A 21787-nucleotide genomic window follows, 5' to 3' on the forward strand; every position below is an offset into this window, starting at 1 on the left:
TGACTAAATGGTACCGGGAAAGGCGGATCGGTTCGACTCGCCTCGCCCCGGAGACCGTCCGAAACCCGCATTGACCGGGAGGAGACGTTGATGTTGTCGGTATTCGAGTTATTGGGCTGGGGATCCGGCGGATGGGGCGGGACGCTTCTCCGGGCGACGGCGACCACCGTCGAAGTGACTTTCGCCGCACTTGCCGTCGGCGCGGTGGTGGGGGCGGCCGTGGCATGGTCGAGGCTTTCTCGCTACCCGTTGGCACGCGCCTTCGGAGACGCGTACACGACGGTGTTCCGCGGCGTCCCCGAGTTGCTCATCATCTACCTGATCTATTTCGGCGGCTCGTCGATCGCGACTCAAATCGGGAAGTACCTGGGCGCGGACGGTTTTTTCGGACTACCGCCTTTTCTGTCCGGGGCGCTGGCAGTCGGTGTCATTTCCGGTTCGTATCAGGCCGAAGTCTATCGCGGCGCGTATCTGGCCGTTTCACGCGGAGAGATCGAGGCCGCGATGTCGATGGGCATGTCACGCAGCAAGCTGCTGTTCCGGATCGTCGCCCCCCAGGTATTCCGCTTTTCATTGCCGGGATTGGGCAACGTATGGCAGATGACGTTGAAGGACTCGGCGCTGATCTCGATCACGGGTCTCGTCGAATTGATGCGTGCCAGCCAGATCGGCGCCGGATCGACGCACCAGTACTTCATGTTCTTCATCGCCGGGGGAGCCCTGTACCTTGTCCTGACGGCGCTTTCCGGAAAAATATTCAATCGTCTCGAAGACCGCATGGGAAGAAGTTCCCGGCGAATCGCATAAGGGCCCTGCCATGGATTTCGATTTCTTGCTGGACACCCTGTCGCGGTTGCTCGCCGCGCTGCCCGTCACGCTCGCGCTGTTTCTGCTGGCGATCGCCTTCGGCGGAGTGATTGCATTGGGTTTGACGTGGATGCGATTCTCCGGCGTCAAGTATCTGGAGAAATTCTCGAGCGGGTATGTCTTGGTGTTTCGGGGCACGCCGTTGCTGATCCAACTGTTCCTGCTTTACTACGGAATGGGCCAGTTCGACTTCGTTCGCGACAGCGTCTTCTGGCCGATCATCCGCGAGCCGTTCGGATGCGCCGTGCTGTCGCTGGGATTGTGTACGGCCGGTTACACGACCGAAATCTTCCGTGGCGGGGTGTTGGCGGTGCCGGCGAATCAGCTCGAAGCCGCGCGTGCGATGGGCATGTCGGGCTGGCTGTTGTTTCGCAGGGTGATCGCACCTGTAGCCTTGCGCCACGCGCTGCCGGCCTATTCGACGGAGATCGTTCTGATGGTGAAGGGGACTGCGCTTGCGAGCCTCGTGACGGTCATGGAGATGACCGGTGTCGCTCAACGCATCATTGCGCATACGTACCGCACGACTGAAGTCTTTCTGTGCGCGGCCGCCATCTACCTGCTGCTCAATTTCCTGATCGTTCGCGCGATCGCGCTACTCGAATACTCGTTGACGCCATATCGTCGACCCATGTCGTCGCCCATTGCCAACTGAAAGGCCGATGCTATGAAACTCAATGATCTCGCCGAAGAACTGAAGGTCGTTCCCGCTGTTGCAGTCTCCAATCTTCATAAGCGATATGGAGACAACCATGTATTGAGAGGCGTATCGCTCGCGGCTCGCGAGGGCGACGTCATTTCGATTCTGGGGTCAAGCGGATCCGGCAAGAGTACGCTGCTGCGTTGCATCAACCTGCTCGAGACGCCGGATGACGGCGATGTGCTCGTCGCCGGAGAGAAACTCGATTTGCGCGTGAACGGCCGCGGCCGTCGTGAGCCGGCGAATCGCCGTCAGGTGGATCGCATCCGCTCGCAATTGGGGATGGTATTCCAGAGTTTCAACCTGTTCTCTCACATGACGATCCTGGAGAACCTCATCGAGGGGCCCGTGCATGTTCAGAAGCGCAAGCGTGCCGACTGCATCGACGAGGCGATGGTGCTGCTTGAAAAGGTCGGAATTGCAGACAAGTTCAGGCACTATCCCGCCCACCTGTCGGGCGGGCAGCAACAGCGTGCTGCGATCGCGCGGGCACTGGCAATGAAGCCCCGAGTCATGCTGTTCGACGAACCGACCTCGGCTCTGGATCCGGAGCGGGTCGGCGAGGTGCTCAAGGTGATGCGGCAGCTGGCTGAGGAAGGATGCACGATGCTGATCGTGACACATGAAATGAATTTCGCCCGGAGCGTGTCGAGCCGGGTCGTGTTCATGCATCAGGGTGTCGTGGAAAGCGAAGGCGCGCCGGACGAATTGTTCCGTCATAAAAAATCAGAGCGCTTCTGCCGATTCATTTCAAGCCACGAATCGGTGTAGCGACGCCGAAGCGAAGCAGGTCGACATTCATCCCGTGCTTATCAAATTTAATATGCATAACATAATAATTGACGATGCGCCGATGACCTGGAGGGCGGTTGCCGAGATCGCCAATGGCGCACGGCTGGCGCTCGGGCGGGAAACGTGGGACAGAATACGCGGCGCGCGCGAGATCGTTGACCGGATCGTCGAGCGTCAGGAGCGCGCCTACGGCATCACGACGGGCCTGGGTGCCTTGTGCGACACGGTGCTGTCGCCGGGAAAGCTCACCGAATTGTCGACGAATGCGCTGAAAAGCCACGCATGCGGTGTCGGCGCACCGCTGTCCGCCGATGGCGTGCGCGCGATTCTTGCGGCGCAGATCCAGAACTTCGCTCACGGCCGCTCCGGCGTTTCACCTGACGTCGTTGAACGATTGCTGGACTTTCTCAATCTCGACATCACGCCCGTTGTGCCATCTGAAGGATCGGTCGGCTACCTCACCCATATGGCCCATGCCGCGCTGCCGATGATCGGCCTGGGAGAAGCCTGGGTGGACAATCAAAGATTGTCCGGCATCGGTGCACTGAAGTGCCGGGTCTTGCGGCCGCTATCGCTTGCCGCGAAAGACGGTCTTTCGTTGATCAACGGGACGCCGTGCTCCACTGGCATGCTGTCCGTGGCGTTGCAGAGGACCGAGCGCCTGATGAAATGGGCCGATATCGTCGCGGCGATGAGCTTCGAGGCGTTGCGCGGGCAACTGGACGCCTTTTCCCCGGAAGCGCTCGCGGCGAAGCCGCATCCTGGTGCGCAGAGAGTCGGAAGGAATTTGCGTCGTTTGCTGGAGAACAGCACCAACTTGCTGGCGAGTCGAGGAATACGAACGCAGGATGCGCTCAGCATCCGGTCGATTCCGCAAATACACGGCGCCAGCCGCGACCAGTTTTCGCACGTCGAGAAACAGGTCGATCTCGAGCTCGCATCGGCGACGGACAATCCGCAAGTCTTCGGCAACAGCGACGAATATCGCGTCATTTCGCAGGCCAACCCGCATGGTCAGAACATGGCCATGGCGGCCGATATCCTGGCGATTGCACTGGCTGAACTGGCGGGCGTGTCCGAGCGGCGCGTCGACCGGCTCGTCAACCCGATGACGAGCGGCCTGCCGCCGTTCCTGCTGCGGGAGAGTGGCGTGAATTCCGGTCTGATGATCGTCCAGTACGTTGCTGCGTCACTGGTTGCCGAGAACAAGACCCTCGCCAGTCCGAGAGTGGTCGACAACTATGTGACGTCGGGCTTGCAGGAGGATCACCTGAGCTTGTCCACGCCAGCTGCTCTGAGGGTGTCGAAGGTGCTCGACAACGCCGAAACCGTTCTTGCGATCGAATACCTCGTTGCCGCCCAGGCGCTGTCTTTCATCAAGTTCGCCGACATCGGCTCGGGTTGTCGCAGCGCGCTTGAGATCCTGCGCGAGGAAATACCGCCCTATACCGAGGATCGGGTCGTGGCGCCCGATATCGCGAAAGCGCTTGCGCTGCTGCGCGAACCGGCAACGCTTGCCCGTATCGAGCGGGAGATCGCCTATTGCTTATAGCGCGCGCGTCGATTCATTGCCCGTACCGTGATGGTCCTCCATAGGCAAGCGGACTGGGTTGATGCGAACGGAGAGATCCGGCCGACAAGCGGATGCAACGGGTTCAGGAGACGGCTCTGCCGTTCGATGCATTGCCGCAGAAAACGACGACAGGGCGTCGGTGTCGAAGAGATGACCTGCGGGACGCCCGACAAGTTTTTCTGAATGAGGAAGAAGAAATTATCCCGTTGATGGGTTGTTTTTTTGTAAATACCATCTCTTCAATGCGATTCGTTGTGCGAAGTATATGCGCGAATTCAAATGCGGATCGGATGACATGTGTGGTACGTCTCTTGTGCGGTTCCCGACCGTCCGCAGAAGCGACAGATTTTTCGTTGGGCGCCATATATCTATTGAAAACATCCCATTGGTAAATCATGAAAGACATTCTTGATCTGGATCGGTATCCGCTGGACCGTGAGGGTAGCAGCGAATGGAATGCGCTTGTCGAGAAGGCAGCCGCAGACCTTGGGCGCGACGGCATGTTCAATCTGGAGGATTTCGTCCGGCCCGAGGTTGTGTCCCGGGCGGTCGCCGAGATCTCGCCGGTCATGGACGAGCACTCGCATACGCACAAGCGGGTGCACAACATCTATTTCCTGCCCGAGATCCCGGAACTGGCGCCCGGCCATCCGGCGCTGCGCAAGGTCGAGACGGTCAATCACACGGTATGTGCCGACCAGATTCCGGACAGCGTCATTGCGAGCATTTACGCGTACGAGCCGTTGGTGAGATTTCTTGCCGCGACGATGCGAAAAGAAAAGCTGTACCTGATGGACGATCCGCTCGCGAAAATCAACGTGATGGCATACCGCGAAGGCGAAGCCCTGAACTGGCATTTCGATCGATCGGAATTCACGACGACGCTCCTGCTGCAAGAACCGCTGCAAGGGGGCGAATTCGAGTATCGGACAGATCTGCGATCCGACTCCGATCCGAACTATGACGGGGTGGCGGCGTTGCTGGAAGGACGGGATCCGCGCGTGCAGAGCATGCGACTGAAAGCGGGGACGTTGAATGTGTTCCGAGGCAAGAACACCGCGCATCGCGTCACACCCGTTCAGGGCGAGCGGGACCGAATGGTGACGGTGTTTTCATATTACGAGAAACCGGGGGTCACGTTCCATGGGGAAGAGCGCATGGGGTTTTACGGCCGTGCGCATTGAGATCGTGCGGGGTGAAGCCTGAATGCCGGGCGGCAGCGTCGCGAGGCACTGCCGTCGGCGGTCATGGATTCCCGCATAAGCACATGTCTGAAGGCAGTGCCGCGACGGCGGTTCGCGCGTGGCGGAGATCGCGTTTGCAAAGGTGAAGAAGTCGACAACACTCAATCGGTACGGAGAAGGGAGACCCTGATGAAGAAAATGCGTGTCGTGGCTGGCGGGCTGGTTCTTGTCTCGTCACTGGTGCATGCCGAGAATTCCGTGACTTTGTACGGGATTATCGATGAAGGTATCAACTACACGACCAACACCGGAGGCAAGCACAGCTACGAAATGCAGAGCGGATACGCGTCAGGTAGCCGGTGGGGGCTCAAGGGGCAGGAGGATTTGGGTGGGGGACTCGCAGCAATTTTCACGCTCGAGAATGGGTTTGACGTCAATTCTGGCCAACTGATGCAAGGCGGCCGGATGTTCGGCCGTCAAGCCTTTGTCGGCGTGCAAAGCGACAAGCTGGGAACCCTGACGTTCGGTCGGCAGTATGACTCGGTGGTCGATTATCTCGCGCCGTTGACCGCGAACGGCTGGTACTCGGGATACCTTTTCTCGCATCCGTACGACAACGACAACACGGACAATTCTTTCCGCGTGAACAATGCGATCAAGTATTCGAGCCCTGGCCTCGGCGGCGTCACGTTCGGCGGGATGTACGGGTTCAGCAACAGCGCGGGCGCATTCTCCGATAACCGCCTGTACAGCTTCGGGGCGGCATACAGCCACGGCCCGTTCTCGATCGGTGCGGCCTATATGGACATCAATCATGTCGGCGGCAATGCTTTGGGTGCCGTTGCCGCGAACGACGCCAGTTTCTATGCGGGGCATCAGCGCATCTATGGTGCAGGTCTCTCGTATGCGATTGGTTCGGCTACGCTCGGATTCGTCTATAGCGATACCTTGCTCGAGAATCCGACCGGTAACGCATACGTTGGTGGAACCTTCGGCGGGACAGGGGCCAGCTCACTTCGATTCGATAATTTCGAATTCAATGCGAAATACGATTTTACGCCGGCGTTTTTCGTGCAGGCGATGTATACGTACGCGCTTGGAAAATACTCGGCGAGCAGCGGCACGGTTCGCCCGAAGTGGCATCAGGCCGGCCTGATGTTCGACTACGCCCTGTCGAAGCGTACCGATGTCTATTTGCAGGGGCAGTTCCAGCAAGTGGCGGGGGGCGAGACGGGAACGTTCCTCGACAACGCGTTCATCACGGGTGCAAGCGGTGCATCGTCGAACAATCGGCAATTCATTGCTCGCGCAGCTCTCCGTCATACGTTCTAGGCGCGGAGATCGTGACCTGAGGTTCGTGAGTCACACGGAGTCCGGATTGCGATGTTAAAAATAAGGAATGCGTATCTAAATCGACTGAACGAAATCGAGCGCTTCGATGGCGAGGAAGGCCGGCGCGCGGGTGTCGGTGGTCGGAGCGGGCCAGGATTCGGTGCTCGCGCCGTCCGCAACCAGGTTGTTTGTGAGGGAGCACTGACGCAATGCACGCACCGGCCTATCAGGTGATCAAGGATTTCGTCCTCGCGTGCATTCACTCGGGCGAATGGGCGGAGGGCGATCAGGTGCCGACCGAATACGAGCTGGCGGGCGCGTTCAAGGTCGGTCGCCTGACGGTCAACCGGGCGCTGCGCGAGTTGAAGGCCGAGCGGGTGATCACGCGTGTGCGAGGCGCGGGCTCCTTCGTCGCGCGGCCGAAGTACGATTCGACCGTGGTGGCGATCCGCGGCATTTCCGAGGAAATCTCGGCCCGTGGGCAGGCCTATCGCGCCAAGGTGCTTGGCGTCGAGCTCGTGACGGCAGACGAGGCGCTTGCAGAGGAGATGCAGGTCGCGGCGCGGGCAAGGCTGTGGCGTTCGCAGTTGCTGCACTTCGAGAACGATCAGCCGGTGCAGTTCGAAGAACGTTGGGTGAATCCCGCGGTTGCGCCGGAATACGCCGAGCAGAGTTTCGCGACCACGACGCCGAACCAGTACCTGATGCGCGTTGCTCCGTTGCAGCGGGTGGAGTACCGGATCGAAGCGGCGTTACCCGCGCCCGAGCACCGCCAGCGACTTCGGATGGACGACGTCGAGCCGTGCCTTGTGCTGCATCGGCGCACCTGGTCACGGGGCGTGGTCGCCTCGGTGGTGAATCTGTGGCACCCGGGCAGCCGCTATCGCTTTACCGGGGCCTTCTGAATCCTCGAAAATGCGCGGCTGACGCTATCGCTCGGAGCGTCTATCTCGCGTTCGGGCCGGTCGACATGAATTCTGTTTTAAGGGCCGGATCTGAAAGCATGCGGGCGTCGGCTCATTGGACCAAGCGCGATCCAGACTTAAACGATTTGTGACCCCTTCCCACCGCAAAATTTTGCACAATGGCGGCAAGCGGCGGCATTGCTGCCGCGTTTCGCCCCCGGCCGCAGGTGTTCCGGCCCGGGGCAGACCAGAACCGCCAACCGATTTCCGGGACCGCCACCGTGCCGCCGCCGACCGCCATGGACCACCCCAAACGCATCCTGATCGTCGAGGACGATGCCGACATCGCCGACGTGCTGAGCCTCCACCTGCGCGACGAGCGCTACGAAGTGGTCCACAGCGCGGACGGCACGGAAGGGCTGCGCCTGCTCGAACAGGGCAACTGGGATGCGCTGATCCTCGACCTGATGCTGCCCGGCGTCGACGGCCTGGAAATCTGCCGGCGCGCGCGCGCGATGGCGCGCTACACGCCGATCATCATCACGAGCGCCCGCTCGAGCGAGGTGCACCGGATTCTCGGCCTCGAGCTCGGCGCCGACGACTACCTCGCGAAGCCGTTCTCGGTGCTCGAACTCGTCGCGCGGGTCAAGGCGTTGCTGCGGCGCGTCGACGCGCTCGCGCGCGATTCGCGGATCGATGCGGGCACGCTCGACGTGGCCGGGCTGTCGATCGACCCGATCGCGCGCGAAGCAGCCGTCGACGGCGCGCGCATCGATCTCACGCCGCGCGAGTTCGACCTGCTGTATTTCTTCGCGCGGCATCCGGGCAAGGTGTTCTCGCGGATGGACCTGCTCAATGCCGTGTGGGGCTACCAGCATGAAGGCTACGAACACACCGTGAACACCCACATCAACCGGTTGCGCGCGAAGATCGAGGCCGATCCGGCCGAACCCGTGCGCATCCTCACCGTGTGGGGACGCGGCTACAAGCTCGCCTCGCCGGATCAGCGGGACGCGTGATGAAGCTGACCCTCACCCAGCGGCTGTCGCTCGTGTTCTCTATCCTGCTGCTCGCCTGCTCGGGGGCGTCGGCATGGCTGCAGATCCGCGCGAACGACATGCGCGAGAAGGAAGTCGTGCAGGGCTTGTCGCGCGATCTCGCCGCGCATATCGCGGGCAGCACGCCGCTGATGGACGCGAACGGGCTGCGTCCGGACGCCGTGCGCACGTTGTTCGGCCAACTGATGGGCGTGAATCCGAGCGTCGAGGTGTACCTGCTCGACAACGCGGGGCGCATCCAGGGCGACGACGCGCCGCCGGGCCACGTGAAGCGCGACCGCGTCGATCTCGCGCCGGTGCAGCGCTTCATCGCGGGCGAGCCGCTGCCGATCCTCGGCGACGATCCGCGCAGCCCCGACGCGCGCAAGGTGTTCAGCGCCGCGCCGCTGCAGCGTGCGGGACAGCCGCCGTCCGGCTACATCTACGTGGTGCTGCTCGGCGAAGCGCACGACCGGCTGGCCGCGCGCGTCGACGCCGGCAACGTGCTGCGCACGACGCTGTGGTCGATGGCGGTCGTCGCGCTGCTCGGCCTGCTCGCCGGCCTGACGGCGTTCAGTTTCATCACGCGCCCGCTGCGCCGGCTGACCGATGCGATGCGCCGCTTCGACGCGAACGCCGCACCCGACACGCAGCCGCCGGTGCCGCGTTCGCCGCCCGGGCGACGCGGCGACGACATCGCGGTGCTCGAATCCGCATTCGCGCAGATGGCCGACCGGATCGGCGACCAGTGGCGCGCGCTGACGCGTCAGGACCAGCAGCGGCGCGAACTGATCACGAACATTTCGCACGACCTGCGCACGCCGCTGACGTCGCTGCACGGCTATTTGGAAACGCTGTCGCTGAAGTCCGACGCGCTCGCGGAGTCCGAGCGCCGCCGCTACCTGTCGATCGCGCTCGCGCAGAGCACGAAGGTCGGCCGGCTCGCGCAGGCGCTGTTCGAACTCGCGCGGCTCGAATCGGGCGGCGTGCAGGCCGAGCGCGAGTCGTTCTCGCTCGTCGATCTCGTGCAGGACGTGTTCGAGAAATTCGAACTTGCCGCGCAGTCGCGCGGCGTCACGCTGCATGCGCGCATCCCGCCGCGCGTGCCGGTCGTGTCGGCCGATCTCGGGATGATCGAGCGCGTGCTGACCAACCTGCTCGACAACGCATTGCGGCACACGCCGCAGCATGGCGAAGTCGAAGTGGCGCTGACGCCGCAGGACGACCGCGTGGTGGTGACCGTGTCGGATACCGGCGAAGGGATTCCGCCGGCGCGGCGCGAAGGGCTGTTCCAGCGGCCGCAGCGGCCGATGAGCGGCGGTGCGGCGACGCGCGGCGGGCTCGGGCTGCTGATCGTGCACCGGATGCTGGCGCTCAACGGCAGCGGGATCCGGCTCGTCGACCGGGACGGGCGCGGCGCGGTGTTCGAGTTCGCGCTGGCGGTGGCGTCGACCGCCGATGGCTCATCGTCGAACAACGCGCGCTGATGCGGCGGCGGAGGCGCTGTGAAGGACTTGAAGATGTGAATTGGCTTTTGCCGCACGCAATTCTCGCGGAGAGTGCGAGGCATCGATTACCTGAAAGAGGCTCGCTGAAATGTTGTATTCATTCGGGTTAATTTGTCCGGGGCGCCAGGACGCCGAACGCTGGACGTACGAGTGCCTTGATCTCGAATCCATGTTGTGAATCGAAAATGATACGGTGACGGGGTCAACTCGACTGATTATAAAAATTTATCAAGATCGAGGTCGGCGGACAACAGCGTGGCATGACGGTCAAGCAGTTTCGTGCGGTATTTTTGTACATCAGCATTGGGAGCGAGGTCAGTAAATCCACTGCTGAAAACTTGAAATCCACAAGAGTGAAACAGGAATGCTTCGAGGGCTCTCAATGAAAACGGCATCGCCGAAGATGGATGTGAATTCTGCGTGAAATTCCAGTCTATCCGACCGGTTTGTGGGGGGCGGATGTAGCAGTGCTGTTGTCGAGGAAGTTGAAAGTGATCTTTATTTATTCCATAAGGATTTCCGGTGAGGAGAGGGCCGGACGAGAAATCCAAATTTCGATGGTGTGTGTCGGAATGATCATGGATCGGTGCTTGGGCGGGGGCGTAACGGCAATACAGTTGCCTTGCCCCCTCCACTGATAACGTTGGTTATGCCCAGCTGGCAGGTGTAGGTGGTTTACCATCGAGGCTCTGGCTGGCCCATTCGGTGGCCTTGATCACCAGCATGCCATCATTGGGTTTAACGAAGCGCTTGAAGTGCTCACGCAATTCCGCCGCCGTTGTGTGGTTTCTTTCGAAGGACCATACCGACTCAAGGACGTTAACCGCCTTGAATTTTTCCAGTTCGCTGTAAAGCTCTTCATAGTTATTCGCTTTGCGAACGTCGTAACTCAAAAAGTAAAGTGCCAAGATGTATTCTCATGATGCTGGTCAAGAAATGGCCACATTACTTGAAAATAATTTCGCATGACTGTGGCCTCCGGATCGGAGAGGTTCACAGGGATTCTCCGAAATTCGATTCAATAGCTTGGAAGGATGGGGCTCCCAAGGTTGTTGTGATTCTATCGACTGACCTGGAAAATCGTCGATGCCCACTGTCGTTCTTGAGGGAATAAGATCGTGGTTTTATCGATTGTATCGCGAGCCATTTATTGTTTATCTCATTAATGGCGGTGGGTGATGTTTGCGCGAAATTGGTTCTATTGTCGGTATGGGGAGTCGGTGCGGGCATGGATGGATAGCCGGACGAAAGGAGTTCGGTGGCGATGGAAGCCTGACCGACCCGGTGTGTTGTGATGTCGCGTTGCCTCAGTTGGAGATGGCCTCGGGATAGTTTTTCTCCCCGTCCGGAAGCGGTATTACAGCGTTATTCTGCCGAAGAGATATTGGCTGGACTACTGAGTCAGCAGCGAGAGACGCGCGCGAATGAGGTTGTTATTTAGGAATGGGAATGAGATTGTTTGATTGGAATTTGTCTTTGCGTATCCGATCGCTTTCTCGATAAGCTGTCGCACCGACGGTGCTCATCGTTACCCGCCGCGCTTGCGCCGCACCTCGCTCGGCGTCGTGCCGGTCCAGCGCTTGAACGCGTGGCGGAATCCCACCGCGTCGCTGAAGCCGAGCGTCAGCGCGATGTCTTCGGTGCTGAGCGTGGTGGTGCTCAGGTAGTCGATCGCGAGCGCCTTGCGCACGCTCGTCAGCAACTCGCTGTACGACGTGCCTTCGGCGTCGAGCTTGCGGCGCAGCGTGCGCGACGTCATGCAGAGGATGTCGGCGATCGCGTCGATGTCCGGGAATTGTCCGGGCGTGCGCGTGAGTTCCTGGTAAACGCGCCGCGTGACACCGGCCTGGCTGCGCAATTCGTCGAGCAGGCGCGCGCAGTGCGACGACACCTGCGCGGCGGTGATCGGGTTCGCGAGCTGCGGCGCGCGCGTGAGCCACGCGGCCGGGTAGCTCAACACATGGTGCGGCTGATCGAACGCGATCGGGCATTCGAGCGCATCGGACAGCAGCGCCGCATGCGGCGGTCGCGGTTGCGCGAACTGCGCGCGGGCCGGCACGCACCACGCGCCCATCACGTCCTTGATGATCGTCACGTGCAGCGCGAATTGCATGTCGATCAGGAAGCGGTAGAGGGGCAGGTCCGGCTCGGGCAGCGCGGCTTCGTGCGGATCCGGGAACAGCCACGACGCGGTGTCGCCCTGTTCGACCCAGCGGATCGCGAGCATCCCGTTCGCGAGCTGGTGATATTTGACTGCCGAATCGAACACATGTGCGAGCGATTCCGAACACAGCATCGCGTAGCCGTACATTCCATAGCTCGACGCATGCAGCCGGTGGCCGACGCGCACGCCGAGATCGGTGCCGTCATGGCGGCCGATCGCGTTGCGCGCGGCGGTCAGGAACTGCAGCTGCGACGTGAGCGTGAACGGGTCGGTGACGGCGTCCGGCGACAGGCCAGTGCCGTCGAGCACGGCGGCCGGGTCGAGGCCGAGTTCCTGGGCGACGCCGACGAGCACGGCCAGCTTGGCCGGCGAGAAGCGCTTCTCGCGCAACGCGTGAGCGAGCGGGGCGTCCGGCAGCGGGGCGGCGCCGGCGGCCGTCGGGGTCAAGAGCGCACTGCGCGGCATGACTGGTTCTGCGTCCGATTCGATATCGTTCCGGGTTCGCGATTTTGCGCCGGAACGCGCGGGCGCGCCATAGGGTTCACCCTGATGCGCACGGGCTGGCACGGCCCGGCAACGACAAACCGACGCGCGAGCGCAATCCGCGGCTGACGGCGCGCCGCGCGCTCGCGTGTCCGTTTCGATCATCTTTTCGACCGCCCGGATCATTTTCAAAGCCCCTTTGGCGGGCGATAGTCGCCGGTCAGGCGACGGCCCATGCGCATCCGGTGCGCGGGCCGCCGTGCGAACGGCGCTGCCTGGCGCCGTCCCCCGAGGAGCAGGACATGACGAAGAGACACTGGATCGGGTCGTACGGCTCGATCCCCGCCGAGATCGATGCCGATCGCCATCCTTCCGTAACCGCGCTGCTGGACGAAGCGATGCGCCGCTTCGCCGATCGCCCCGCATTCCGCGCGTTCGGCCGCACGCTGACCTACGCCGACGTCGACCGTCTGTCGGCGGCGCTCGCCGCCTACCTGCAGCAGGTCGTGGGCGTGCGCAAGGGCGACCGCGTGGCCGTGATGCTGCCCAACGTGCTCGCGTTTCCGGTGGTGACGGTCGCGGTTGCGCGGCTCGGCGCGATCCAGGTCAACGTGAACCCGTTCTATACCGCGCACGAGCTCGAGCATCAGCTCAACGACGCCGGCGTCGAAGTAGCCGTGGTGTGCGGCGGATCGATGGGCACGTTCGCCGACGTGGTCGGCCAGACGCGCATGCGAACCGTGCTGAGCGTGGGGCGCGGGGATCTCGGCGTCGTCGATGCGCCGGCCGGCGCATGCGACGCGCTGCCGCCCGGCTCGATCCCGCTCGCGGACGCGATCGCCGCCGGCGAATCGCTCGCCTTCGAGCCGGTCGCGCTGGGCGGTGCCGATCTGCTGCTGCTGCAATACACGGGCGGCACGACCGGGCTGTCGAAGGGCGCCGCGCTGTCGCACCGCAACCTGGTCGCGAACATCGAGCAGTTCGCGGCGATCGTGCCGGCCGCGCGCGAGCCGGGCGAGGAGGTCGTCGTCACGGCGATCCCGCTGTATCACATCTTCGCGCTGACGGTGAACTTCCTGTCCTACTTCGCGATCGGCGCGGAAAACTGGCTCGTCGCGAACCCGCGCGACATGGATGGCTTCATCGACGTGCTGAAGGCCGCGCGGCCGTCCGTGTTCGTCGGCGTCAACACGCTGTATGCGGGGCTCGCGGGCCATCCGCGGCTGAAGGAAGTCGACTGGTCGCGGCTGAAGCTGTCGGCCGGCGGCGGCGCGGCGGTGATCGACGTGATCTCCGCGCGCTGGAAGGCGGTGACGGGCAACTTCATCCGCGAAGGGTACGGGCTGTCGGAAACGTCGCCGGTGGTCACGTTCAATCCGCAGTCGATCGACGCGTTCACCGGCACGACAGGCCTGCCGCTGCCGTCGACCGACGTGAAGCTGCTGGACGACCAGGATCGCGAGGTCGGGATCGGCGAGGCGGGCGAGATCTGCGTGCAGGGGCCGCAGGTGATGGGCGGCTACTGGCGCAAGCCGGACGCGAATGCGGCCGCGTTCACCGCGGACGGCTACTTCCGCACCGGCGACATCGGCGTGTTCGATGCGGCCGGCTTCCTGAAGATCGTCGATCGCAAGAAGGACATGATCATCGTGTCGGGCTTCAACGTGTATCCGAACGAGGTGGAAGCCGCGGCCACTTCGCTGCCGGGCGTGGCCGAATGCGCGTGCATCGGCGTGCCGGACGAGCGCACGGGCGAGGCCGTCAAGCTGTTCGTGGTGCTCGCGCCCGACGCGGCCGTGACGGAAGCGGAGATCGTCGCGCACTGCCGCATGAACCTCGCGGCCTACAAGGTGCCGAAGCTGATCCGCCTGGTCGACCGGCTGCCGAAGTCGACGGTCGGCAAGATCCTGCGCCGGGAACTCAGCCGCGCCGACTGATGGCGCCGAAGCGCCGCGCGCCCGACGGCGCGCGGGCCGGCACGCCGCAAGCCCCGAAGGCGCCAAAGGCCCGTTCCGGGCCGCTCAAGTACAATGCGAGCGGTTCGACCGACGGGGACGCGATGACCGGTTCAGACTCACCTTCCGCCCAACCCGGGCGTGCGCTGCCGTCGCCGAGCGCGACGGTGCCGATCTCGCTCGTCAATGGTTTCCTGGCAAGTGCGGGCGCGCAGCGCGACGTGGTCGAACGCTACCTGCGCGGTGCCGGCATTCCGCTCGAGCTGCTCGGCGAGCCGCATGCGCGCGTGACGGAAGAGCAGTTCTCGACGCTGTACCGCACGCTCGCGATCGACCTCGATGACGAGATGCCCGGCATCTTCTCGCGCCCGCTGCGCGGCGGCACGCTGAAGTACCTGTGCCTGAGCCTGCTCGATGCGCGCAACCTCGAAACGGCGCTGCATCGTTTCGGCCAGTTCTTCCATATCCTGCTCGACGACTTCTTCGTCGAATCGAAGCGCGACGGTCTGGTCGCGCAGGTGCTGCTGCGGCCGAACCCGGTCGTCGGCCCGATCGGCGCGCTCGGCCAGGAATTGATGCTCAAGCTCGTGCACGGCGTGTGTTCCTGGCTGATCGGGCAGAAGATCCCGTTGCTGAAGATCGAGTTCGCGTGCCCGCGTCCGCGCCATGCGGTCGAGCATCTGTACTTCTTCACCGGCTCCGTGCAGTTCGACTGCGAACGCACGTTGATGCGCTTCAGCGCCGACTACCTCGACGCACCGATCCGGCAAAGCAAGCGCAACCTGCGCAAGTTCCTCGCGCGCGCGCCCGGCGACTGGATCTTCGAATCGTTCAGCGAGCAGCTCGTCTGCCATCGCGTGCGGCAGTATCTGTCGGCGGCGCTGCCCGACCTGCCGGTGATCGACCAGGCGGCCGAGCATCTGCATTGTTCGGTGCGCACGCTGAGCCGCCATCTGGCCTCGGAAGGCACGACGTTCCAGGCGCTCAAGGATGAACTGCGGCGCGACATCGCGATCCAGCGGCTCACCGACACGCTCGACACGATCGCGGCGATCGGCGCCGATATCGGCTTCGACGATCCGAGCGCGTTCCATCGCGCGTTCCGCCACTGGACGGGCAGCACGCCGGGCACTTACCGTCGGCGCGCGTAGCGCGTCGCGCGGTGCATTCGGACCCGCTCCCATAACCGGCATCCTTCGTGCGCTCCCATGGACGGCTCCCGTCATCGCGCGACGTTTGCCGTCACGAATTCGACGGGCAGGGCGAGCGCGTCGGCCTCGCGCTTCACACGCCAGCACCGCGGCCCGGTCAGTTGCTTGAACTCGCCGATGCGCCGGATTGCCTGACGGCCGACGTCGTGTGGAGGATTTTCGGCAGCCAGAAAAACGCGATCGTCACCAGCGTCACGCCGACGACGAGCATCGGCACCACCATTGGCCACGCGCCCAGTTGATAGCGCGGATCGGTGAAAACCGCTGCCGTCTGTCCCACGCTGAAAGCGAAGAACATCATGATGAAGCCGGACCAGGATACCGCGCGGCCCGCAAGATGAGGCAGGCTGCTGACAGCCCCCGCCTGCCCGCATGGCTGATGGATGCCGTGGCCGAGGCAATACACACCATGCCCCACGAGCAGCGGCCAGATGCTGCCGGGAAGCAGCGCACAGCCCAACGCCTGAATCACCGCGCCGGAAAGGCTCAACGTTGCACCTTGTCGCACCGTTCGCAGCATGCTTTGACGTCGCAGCAGCAGGCGGCACCCATACGTGCTCAGCACATAGACGAGCGTACCGCTCGCGGGTATCCAGCCATACCGCTGGGGCGACAGGCCGAGATGCCGAATGTAGATTGCGGGAGACAGCAATAGGAAGCAGAACATGCCGGTGTACGTCGACGCGGCCAGCAGCGCCCATACCCTGAACGTGGCATTGCCGAATATTTCGCGCACGTCCCGGGTCGACCCACGGCTCGACGCGATTCGGGAGAAACTTTCCTCGAAGCCGTACCAGCACATGACGAGCAGCCCGAACGCATACAGGCTCATCCCCCCGAGCACCCATCGCCATCCGGCCTGCTGCGTGACATACGCACCGAGAATCGGCGCGAAGAACGCCATCATCCCCATGCCCATGAAACCGCGCGCCATCACGTACGGACCGTCGGCTGCCGAATACCGGTCGCGAACCGTCGCGCGCGCGCATACCAGGATCGCGGCCATGGCAAAGCCTTGCATCGCGCGAGCGGCGACCAGCATCGCTGCGCTCGACGCGAGCGCCGCCGCGAGCGCGGCCAGCGCATAGAGCGCAAGGCCGCTCAGCAATACGGGGCGTCGGCCGTATCGGTCGGAAAGACTGCCCATCGGCAATTGCCCGATACCGAATATCAATGCGAAAACCGTGAGGCTGACGCTGGCGGACCCCAGCGTCGCGGCGATTTCAGGCAGCGCCGGCAGGTAACTGTCGGTCGCCACCGGCTGGGCCGCCAGCAGAAGCGGCAACATGAGCGCGAAGTTCAGGCGAGCAGGGCGCGTGGTGTCCGGCATGACGGTTTTCGGTACGGTATCGGGCATCGGGTGAAGACAGCGGCAACGCAAGTTCGCTCTGCAGGTGAAGGTGTGGCAGCAAGCCGGCAATGCCCGGCGGAAGGGGCGCCGAACACGACGCCCCGTCGAGCGCCGGCTAGCTGCCCAGCGATCCCGGCACGTGCCCGGGCACGATGCGATGGCGCGCCATCGCAGCGACGCGCAGCCGGTCGTATTCTGCCTTGTCGACCGGTCGAGCGTTCGCTTGCCCCAGGTCGTTCATATGGACACGATGGGTCTCGCGTGCGCTCGCGGCTGCGAGCGACGCAATCACGGTGATGCCGAACGCGATCCCACCGACGATCAGCCAGACGTGGTGTGCGCCGGGCGGCGCGACCGCCGTGAACAGCGCGGGCAGCATCGCCGTGGCCGCGGTGCCGAGGTTCTGCGCGATCGCCATCGCCGAGACGCGCGTGCGGGTCGGGAAGAGTTCCGGGTAAAAGGAGGGAAATACCGCGTTGTAGCCTTGGTACACCACCCCCCACATGAGCATCGACATCGCGAATGCGAGCGGCACGTTGCGGATGCTGATCGCATACAGGTAGGCGAACGCGAGCAGGCCGGCCGCCAGCGCGCCGACGATGATCGGCGGCCGGCGTCCGACCTTGTCGGACAGGTTGCCGACGAACGGAATCACGATCATCGCAACGATATTGCCCATCACCGTGATCCAGAGATAGATGTCTTTCTGGAAGCCGATGCCATACGCCGGCTGGACCGCATAGGCTGCGCCGAAGATCGTGGCGACGACCGGAATCACGTTCATCATCGACATGCAGGCAACGCGCACCATGTCGGGAAAGTGGTGCCGGAAAGCGTCGGCGACGGGCGAGCCGGCTTGCGACCGGTTGCGTACTGCTTCATCGAAGGCCGGCGACTCGTCGACCTGGCGGCGAATGATCAAACCCGCAACGATGACCAGCGCACTCAGCAGGAACGGAATGCGCCAGCCCCAGCTGTCGAATTGCGCGGACGGCATGTAGTAGGCGAGCGGCAGGAACACGGCGGCGGCCAGCACCTGCCCGGCCTGCACACCCTGCAGCGTGAAGCTGACGAAGTATCCGCGCCGGCCGAACGGCGCATGCTCCAGGATCATCGAGCTCGCGCCGGTGATCTCGCCGGCCACGGCGAAACCCTGCAGCAGGCGAAGCGTCACCAGCAATGCCGGCGCGATCAGCCCGGCTTGCTGATAGGTCGGCAGCAGGCCGACGCCGACGGTCGAGATGCCCATCAGGAACATGCAGAACAGCAGGACGGTTTTCCGTCCGCGCGTATCGCCGAGATGGCCCAGCACGAACGCGCCGATCGGGCGCGACACGTAGCCGACACCGTAAGTGGCCAGCGACGCGATGATGGCTGTCGTGGGGCTGCCGTGCGGAAAGAATATCTGCGGGAAGATCAGCGCCGACGCCGTGGCGTAGATGAAGAAATCGTAGTATTCGAGCACCGAGCCGATCCAGCCGCTGACGGCGGCTTTTCTCGATTGGTGCCTGCCGCGAGGCTCGTCTCGCAAGGTCGTGGTCATCGTCGTCTCCAGATATTGATATGTGTGCCGGGCAACGCGGGTGATGCGGGGAGTCGTCACTGCCCGATGTATCGACTCCGTTGTGTGACCTGACCGACGCCCATCGATACGACGCACGGCGAACAACCGCGGTGCGCAATGCCGTGCACGCGGGCACGGTTGCGCATGTGCGTCGGTCCCGCATCGGCAGCCGATGCGGGCATCGGCTTATGCCTCTCCGAGCGCCGCGACCGCGGCCCGCAGCGCCAGCAGATAGCTTTGGACACCGAAACCGCAAATCTGCCCGCTGACGATCTCGGCGAAGACGGAGTGATGCCGGAACGGCTCGCGTGCATGAATGTTGGACATGTGCAGTTCGACGATCGGGCACGTGAGGATGGCTAGGGCATCGCGAATGCCGTAGCTGTAGTGCGTCCATGCGCCCGCGTTGATCAGCACCGCATCCTGGCCTTCCTCGAAGGCGCGATGAATGCGCTCGCACATCGCGCCTTCGCTGTTCGTCTGGAACGTGTCCACCTGTACGCCGAGTTCCTCCGCCAGCGCCTGCAGCCGTGCATCGATCTGCGCGAGCGTGATCGTCCCGTACTGCGCCGGGTCGCGCTTGCCGAACATGTTGTGATTGATGCCGTGCAGCATCAGGATCTTCTTCATGCGAATCTCCATTGCGTGTTCAATCAAAGGGCACGGCCAGCCGATCGATCACGGAACTGGTCTCGGGGCGCACGCCGCGCCACCACGCGAACGCTTCGGCCGCCTGCTCGACCAGCATGCCGACGCCGTCCGCAATTCCGTGTACGCCTGCGTTTTTCGCGAGCCGGAGAAATGGCGTCAGACGCTTGCCGTAGGCAAGTTCGTAGGCCGTGCCGGTCGGACTGAACACACTCGGCGGGACCGGCGGCAGGTCGCCGGTCAGGCTGGCCGACGTCGCATTGACGACCACGTCGAAACGCCCCATCCGTGCGAGGTCTGCGTAGCCGCCGGCAACGAGCGGACCGCGTCCGGCAACCTGCGCGACCAATGCGCGCGCCTTGTCGACGTCGCGATTTGCGATGACCAGTTCGGCCGGTCCGGCTTCGAGGAACGGCAACAGCGCGCCGCGCGCCGCGCCGCCTGCACCGAGCACCAGGACACGCTTGCCGGCCATCGGCAGATTGAGGTTCGTTTCGATATCGCGAACCAGGCCGATGCCGTCGAAGTTGTCGGCCAGGATGCGGCCGCCGTCGAACTTGAGCGCGTTGGCCGCGCCCGCAAGCTGCGCCCGCTCGCTGCGTTCGTCCGACATTGCGAACGCGTCGAGCTTGAACGGCGCCGTGACGTTGATGCCCTTGCCGCCGCCCTCGAAAAACGCACGAACCGCGGCAGCGAAAGCACCTGCCGGCTCGACGGGCCCCTCGATGGCCGTATAGCTGATGTCCTGCCGCGTCTCCTGCGCGAAGAGGCCGTGAATCAGCGGGGATTTCGTGTGTCCGATCGGATTGCCGATCACCGCGTATTGGTCGGTCATCATTGGCTCGCTTTTGAATAAAGGACGCCGTCGGCCTGCATCGCGTCGATTTCGGCCGGATCGAATCCGAGGGCGCGCGCGACTTCCGCGTTGTGCTGCCCGAGATCGGGCGCGACGTCGCGAATCGTCGTATCGCAATCGGAAAACCGGAACGGCAGGTTGGGCAGGCGCAGCGTGCCGTAGCGCGGATGCTGTTGCTCGACGACCATGCCTCTTGCCTGGATTTGCGGATCGTTCAATACCTCGTCGATGCGCTGCACCTTCGCGCACGGAACGTCGATGCCGTCCAGCAGTTCGAGCACCGACGCGACGGAACGCGCGGCCACCCACGGCTCGACCACCGACAGGATCTCCGCGCGATGCGTGTTGCGTCCGGTGCTGTCGTGAAACCGCGTGTCGGCGCCGAAATCCGCCGGGCCGCCGTGCGTCGCGATAAGTTCTGCGAAGCGTTTCCACGCGTCGTCGACTTGCGCGGCGATCACGAGATCGCCGTCCGCGGCACGGAATACGCCGTACAGCGTCGAGGTCGGCATGTCGTGCCCGGTCTGCTCGGGCAGCACGCCCTGCAGCGTGTAGCACTGCACCGCATATTCGTGCATCGATACCAGCGTGTCGTACAGCGCCATGTCGACGTGTTGCCCGCGGCCGCTCTTCACGCGCCCCAGCAGCGCGGCGTTGATGGCCGCGACCGCATGAATGCCGGTGTACATGTCGCCGAGCGAGATGCGCAGCAGCGGCGGCCGCTCGCCCGGCGTGCCCACCATCTGCATGATTCCGCTCTTGGCTTCCGCGATCAGCCCGAAGCCCGCGCGATGTGCATCGGGACCGGTATGTCCGTACGCCGAAATCGAACAGTAGACGAGGCCCGGATTGCGCGCCGACAGTTCGGCATAGCCGAGCCCGAGCTTGTCCAGCGCGCCCGGCCGATAGTTCTCGATGAACACGTCGGCGGAGTCGCACAGGCGCTGCATGAATGCCTTGCCGCGCGCGTCCTTCATGTTGACGCTCACGCCGCGCTTGCCCATGTTGAGCTGCAGGAAGTAGCCGCTTTGCTGATCGTCGAGCACGGTCGCATGCTGGCGTCCGGCGTCGCCCGATCCGGGACGCTCGACCTTGATGACTTCGGCGCCGAGCGCCGCGAGACAGCGCCCGACATACGGCCCGGCGAGGAAGTGGCTGTAGTCGACGACGCGAATGCCTTCGAGTGGGCGAGCCTGCATCACAGTGCCTCCGGGCGGCGCGGCACCATCAGACGATGTTCGCCGTGTTGAACGACCTGACCGTCCTGATTGATCAGCTCCGACGGCAGCACGACGATGCCCCATCCCGGACGACTCTTGCTGGCCCGCATCGAGCCGACGCGGAACTTCACGTGCAGCACGTCGCCGACCTTGATCGGCAGCAGAAAATCCCACGTCCAGCCGAGCGACATGCCCGGCAGAAAACGATAGTCGCTCTGCGTCTTCAGGCCGTCGGCGATGGACAAGCCGAACAGCCCGTGCGCGACGAGGCAGCCGAAATGGCTCGCGTTCGCGTATTCCTCGTCCACGTGGACGGGCGTATGGTCGCCGGTGAGGTCGGCGTACGCGAGAATGCGCTCCTTTGTCACGGTGTAGCTCGGGCTCGTGCACGTGTCGCCCTCGCGGGCGTCGTCCCAGTATTTCTCGACGATCGTCAT

General features: G+C 63.5%; 19 protein-coding genes. 11 read left to right on the plus strand and 8 right to left on the minus strand.

Annotated elements, in window-relative coordinates:
• The first annotated feature begins 90 nt into the window (after nt 1-90).
• The 9 genes from WS45_RS19035 (at nt 91) to WS45_RS19075 (ending at nt 9877) form a co-directional block, all read left to right on the plus strand.
• Complete coding sequence (locus WS45_RS19035; protein WP_373559430.1) at nt 91-807, plus strand: ABC transporter permease; 717 nt, start codon at nt 91-93, stop codon at nt 805-807.
• Between the two features lie 10 nt (nt 808-817).
• Nucleotides 818-1522 (plus strand): ABC transporter permease, encoded by a 705-nt coding sequence (locus WS45_RS19040; RefSeq protein ID WP_059692458.1) that lies wholly within the window; start codon nt 818-820, stop codon nt 1520-1522.
• Nucleotides 1523-1534: 12 nt separating this feature from the next.
• Nucleotides 1535-2338, plus strand: coding sequence for an ABC transporter ATP-binding protein (locus WS45_RS19045; RefSeq protein ID WP_059692459.1), 804 nt, complete (start codon nt 1535-1537; stop codon nt 2336-2338).
• 82 nt (nt 2339-2420) lie between these two features.
• A complete protein-coding gene (locus tag WS45_RS19050; protein ID WP_257140540.1) occupies nt 2421-3911 on the plus strand; it encodes an HAL/PAL/TAL family ammonia-lyase in 1491 nt (496 codons plus the stop codon).
• A gap of 416 nt (nt 3912-4327) precedes the next feature.
• A complete protein-coding gene (locus WS45_RS19055; RefSeq protein ID WP_059692461.1) occupies nt 4328-5116 on the plus strand; it encodes a HalD/BesD family halogenase in 789 nt (262 codons plus the stop codon).
• A 189-nt stretch (nt 5117-5305) separates the two neighbouring features.
• Nucleotides 5306-6448 (plus strand): porin, encoded by a 1143-nt coding sequence (locus tag WS45_RS19060; protein ID WP_059692462.1) that lies wholly within the window; start codon nt 5306-5308, stop codon nt 6446-6448.
• A gap of 209 nt (nt 6449-6657) precedes the next feature.
• Nucleotides 6658-7353, plus strand: coding sequence for a histidine utilization repressor (gene hutC, locus WS45_RS19065; RefSeq protein ID WP_059692463.1), 696 nt, complete (start codon nt 6658-6660; stop codon nt 7351-7353).
• A 299-nt stretch (nt 7354-7652) separates the two neighbouring features.
• Complete coding sequence (locus WS45_RS19070; protein ID WP_059701092.1) at nt 7653-8372, plus strand: response regulator transcription factor; 720 nt, start codon at nt 7653-7655, stop codon at nt 8370-8372.
• On the plus strand, nt 8372-9877 hold the full coding sequence (locus tag WS45_RS19075; protein ID WP_059701093.1) for a sensor histidine kinase: 1506 nt from the start codon (nt 8372-8374) through the stop codon (nt 9875-9877). Before WS45_RS19070 ends, WS45_RS19075 begins: the two co-directional genes overlap by 1 nt.
• Before the next feature lie 668 nt (nt 9878-10545).
• Here the strand turns inward: WS45_RS19075 and WS45_RS33760 are convergent.
• Both WS45_RS33760 and WS45_RS19085 read right to left on the minus strand, forming a co-directional pair.
• Complete coding sequence (locus WS45_RS33760) at nt 10546-10806, minus strand: CRISPR-associated endonuclease Cas2 (protein ID WP_179949194.1); 261 nt, start codon at nt 10804-10806, stop codon at nt 10546-10548.
• A gap of 620 nt (nt 10807-11426) precedes the next feature.
• Entirely contained in the window at nt 11427-12527 is a 1101-nt protein-coding gene (locus tag WS45_RS19085; protein ID WP_059701095.1) for an AraC family transcriptional regulator, read from the minus strand.
• A 320-nt stretch (nt 12528-12847) separates the two neighbouring features.
• On the opposite strand from WS45_RS19085, the gene WS45_RS19090 reads away from it, so the two are divergent.
• Both WS45_RS19090 and WS45_RS19095 read left to right on the plus strand, forming a co-directional pair.
• The gene (locus tag WS45_RS19090) at nt 12848-14482 is read left to right on the plus strand and encodes an AMP-binding protein (RefSeq protein WP_059701096.1); all 1635 of its coding nucleotides are present in this window, start codon (nt 12848-12850) and stop codon (nt 14480-14482) included.
• Nucleotides 14482-15651 (plus strand): AraC family transcriptional regulator, encoded by a 1170-nt coding sequence (locus WS45_RS19095; RefSeq protein ID WP_059701097.1) that lies wholly within the window; start codon nt 14482-14484, stop codon nt 15649-15651. Before WS45_RS19090 ends, WS45_RS19095 begins: the two co-directional genes overlap by 1 nt.
• A 157-nt stretch (nt 15652-15808) precedes the next feature.
• Here WS45_RS19095 and WS45_RS19100 read toward each other — a convergent pair whose 3' ends face one another.
• The 6 genes from WS45_RS19100 to WS45_RS19125 all read right to left on the minus strand — a co-directional run bounded on the left by WS45_RS19100 (nt 15809) and on the right by WS45_RS19125 (nt 21787).
• Nucleotides 15809-17041 carry an MFS transporter gene (locus tag WS45_RS19100; RefSeq protein ID WP_059701110.1) on the minus strand — a complete coding sequence of 411 codons (1233 nt, stop codon included), beginning with the start codon at nt 17039-17041 and terminating at the stop codon, nt 15809-15811.
• A 136-nt stretch (nt 17042-17177) separates the two neighbouring features.
• Nucleotides 17178-18605, minus strand: a complete 1428-nt coding sequence (locus WS45_RS19105) for an MFS transporter (RefSeq protein ID WP_059701098.1) — start codon at nt 18603-18605, stop codon at nt 17178-17180.
• A gap of 207 nt (nt 18606-18812) precedes the next feature.
• Complete coding sequence (aroQ, locus tag WS45_RS19110; RefSeq protein ID WP_059701111.1) at nt 18813-19256, minus strand: type II 3-dehydroquinate dehydratase; 444 nt, start codon at nt 19254-19256, stop codon at nt 18813-18815.
• Nucleotides 19257-19275: 19 nt separating this feature from the next.
• Nucleotides 19276-20109 carry a shikimate dehydrogenase gene (aroE, locus tag WS45_RS19115; protein ID WP_059525931.1) on the minus strand — a complete coding sequence of 278 codons (834 nt, stop codon included), beginning with the start codon at nt 20107-20109 and terminating at the stop codon, nt 19276-19278.
• The gene (locus WS45_RS19120; protein WP_059701099.1) at nt 20109-21329 is read right to left on the minus strand and encodes a CaiB/BaiF CoA transferase family protein; all 1221 of its coding nucleotides are present in this window, start codon (nt 21327-21329) and stop codon (nt 20109-20111) included. Before WS45_RS19120 ends, aroE begins: the two co-directional genes overlap by 1 nt.
• Nucleotides 21329-21787, minus strand: coding sequence for a MaoC family dehydratase (locus WS45_RS19125; protein ID WP_059692469.1), 459 nt, complete (start codon nt 21785-21787; stop codon nt 21329-21331). The genes WS45_RS19120 and WS45_RS19125 overlap by 1 nt, the downstream gene beginning before the upstream one ends.

The sequence above is a fragment of the Burkholderia sp. RF2-non_BP3 genome (genome assembly GCF_001522185.1).
GTDB classification, from domain to species: Bacteria; Pseudomonadota; Gammaproteobacteria; order Burkholderiales; family Burkholderiaceae; genus Burkholderia; species Burkholderia diffusa.

What these genes read in the sequence shown, in the direction of transcription:
- WS45_RS19060 (WP_059692462.1), top strand. Translation starts at nt 5,306, where the DNA reads ATGAAGAAAATGCGTGTCGTGGCTGGCGGGCTGGTTCTTGTCTCGTCA.
- WS45_RS19095 (WP_059701097.1), top strand. Translation starts at nt 14,482, where the DNA reads ATGGCGCCGAAGCGCCGCGCGCCCGACGGCGCGCGGGCCGGCACGCCG.
- WS45_RS19125 (WP_059692469.1), bottom strand. Translation starts at nt 21,787, where the DNA reads ATGACGATCGTCGAGAAATACTGGGACGACGCCCGCGAGGGCGACACG.
- WS45_RS19105 (WP_059701098.1), bottom strand. Translation starts at nt 18,605, where the DNA reads ATGACCACGACCTTGCGAGACGAGCCTCGCGGCAGGCACCAATCGAGA.
- WS45_RS19045 (WP_059692459.1), top strand. Translation starts at nt 1,535, where the DNA reads ATGAAACTCAATGATCTCGCCGAAGAACTGAAGGTCGTTCCCGCTGTT.
- WS45_RS19050 (WP_257140540.1), top strand. Translation starts at nt 2,421, where the DNA reads ATGACCTGGAGGGCGGTTGCCGAGATCGCCAATGGCGCACGGCTGGCG.
- WS45_RS19100 (WP_059701110.1), bottom strand. Translation starts at nt 17,041, where the DNA reads ATGCCGGACACCACGCGCCCTGCTCGCCTGAACTTCGCGCTCATGTTG.
- WS45_RS19040 (WP_059692458.1), top strand. Translation starts at nt 818, where the DNA reads ATGGATTTCGATTTCTTGCTGGACACCCTGTCGCGGTTGCTCGCCGCG.
- aroE (WP_059525931.1), bottom strand. Translation starts at nt 20,109, where the DNA reads ATGACCGACCAATACGCGGTGATCGGCAATCCGATCGGACACACGAAA.
- WS45_RS19070 (WP_059701092.1), top strand. Translation starts at nt 7,653, where the DNA reads ATGGACCACCCCAAACGCATCCTGATCGTCGAGGACGATGCCGACATC.
- aroQ (WP_059701111.1), bottom strand. Translation starts at nt 19,256, where the DNA reads ATGAAGAAGATCCTGATGCTGCACGGCATCAATCACAACATGTTCGGC.
- WS45_RS19090 (WP_059701096.1), top strand. Translation starts at nt 12,848, where the DNA reads ATGACGAAGAGACACTGGATCGGGTCGTACGGCTCGATCCCCGCCGAG.
- WS45_RS19075 (WP_059701093.1), top strand. Translation starts at nt 8,372, where the DNA reads ATGAAGCTGACCCTCACCCAGCGGCTGTCGCTCGTGTTCTCTATCCTG.
- hutC (WP_059692463.1), top strand. Translation starts at nt 6,658, where the DNA reads ATGCACGCACCGGCCTATCAGGTGATCAAGGATTTCGTCCTCGCGTGC.
- WS45_RS19035 (WP_373559430.1), top strand. Translation starts at nt 91, where the DNA reads ATGTTGTCGGTATTCGAGTTATTGGGCTGGGGATCCGGCGGATGGGGC.
- WS45_RS19120 (WP_059701099.1), bottom strand. Translation starts at nt 21,329, where the DNA reads ATGCAGGCTCGCCCACTCGAAGGCATTCGCGTCGTCGACTACAGCCAC.
- WS45_RS19085 (WP_059701095.1), bottom strand. Translation starts at nt 12,527, where the DNA reads ATGCCGCGCAGTGCGCTCTTGACCCCGACGGCCGCCGGCGCCGCCCCG.
- WS45_RS19055 (WP_059692461.1), top strand. Translation starts at nt 4,328, where the DNA reads ATGAAAGACATTCTTGATCTGGATCGGTATCCGCTGGACCGTGAGGGT.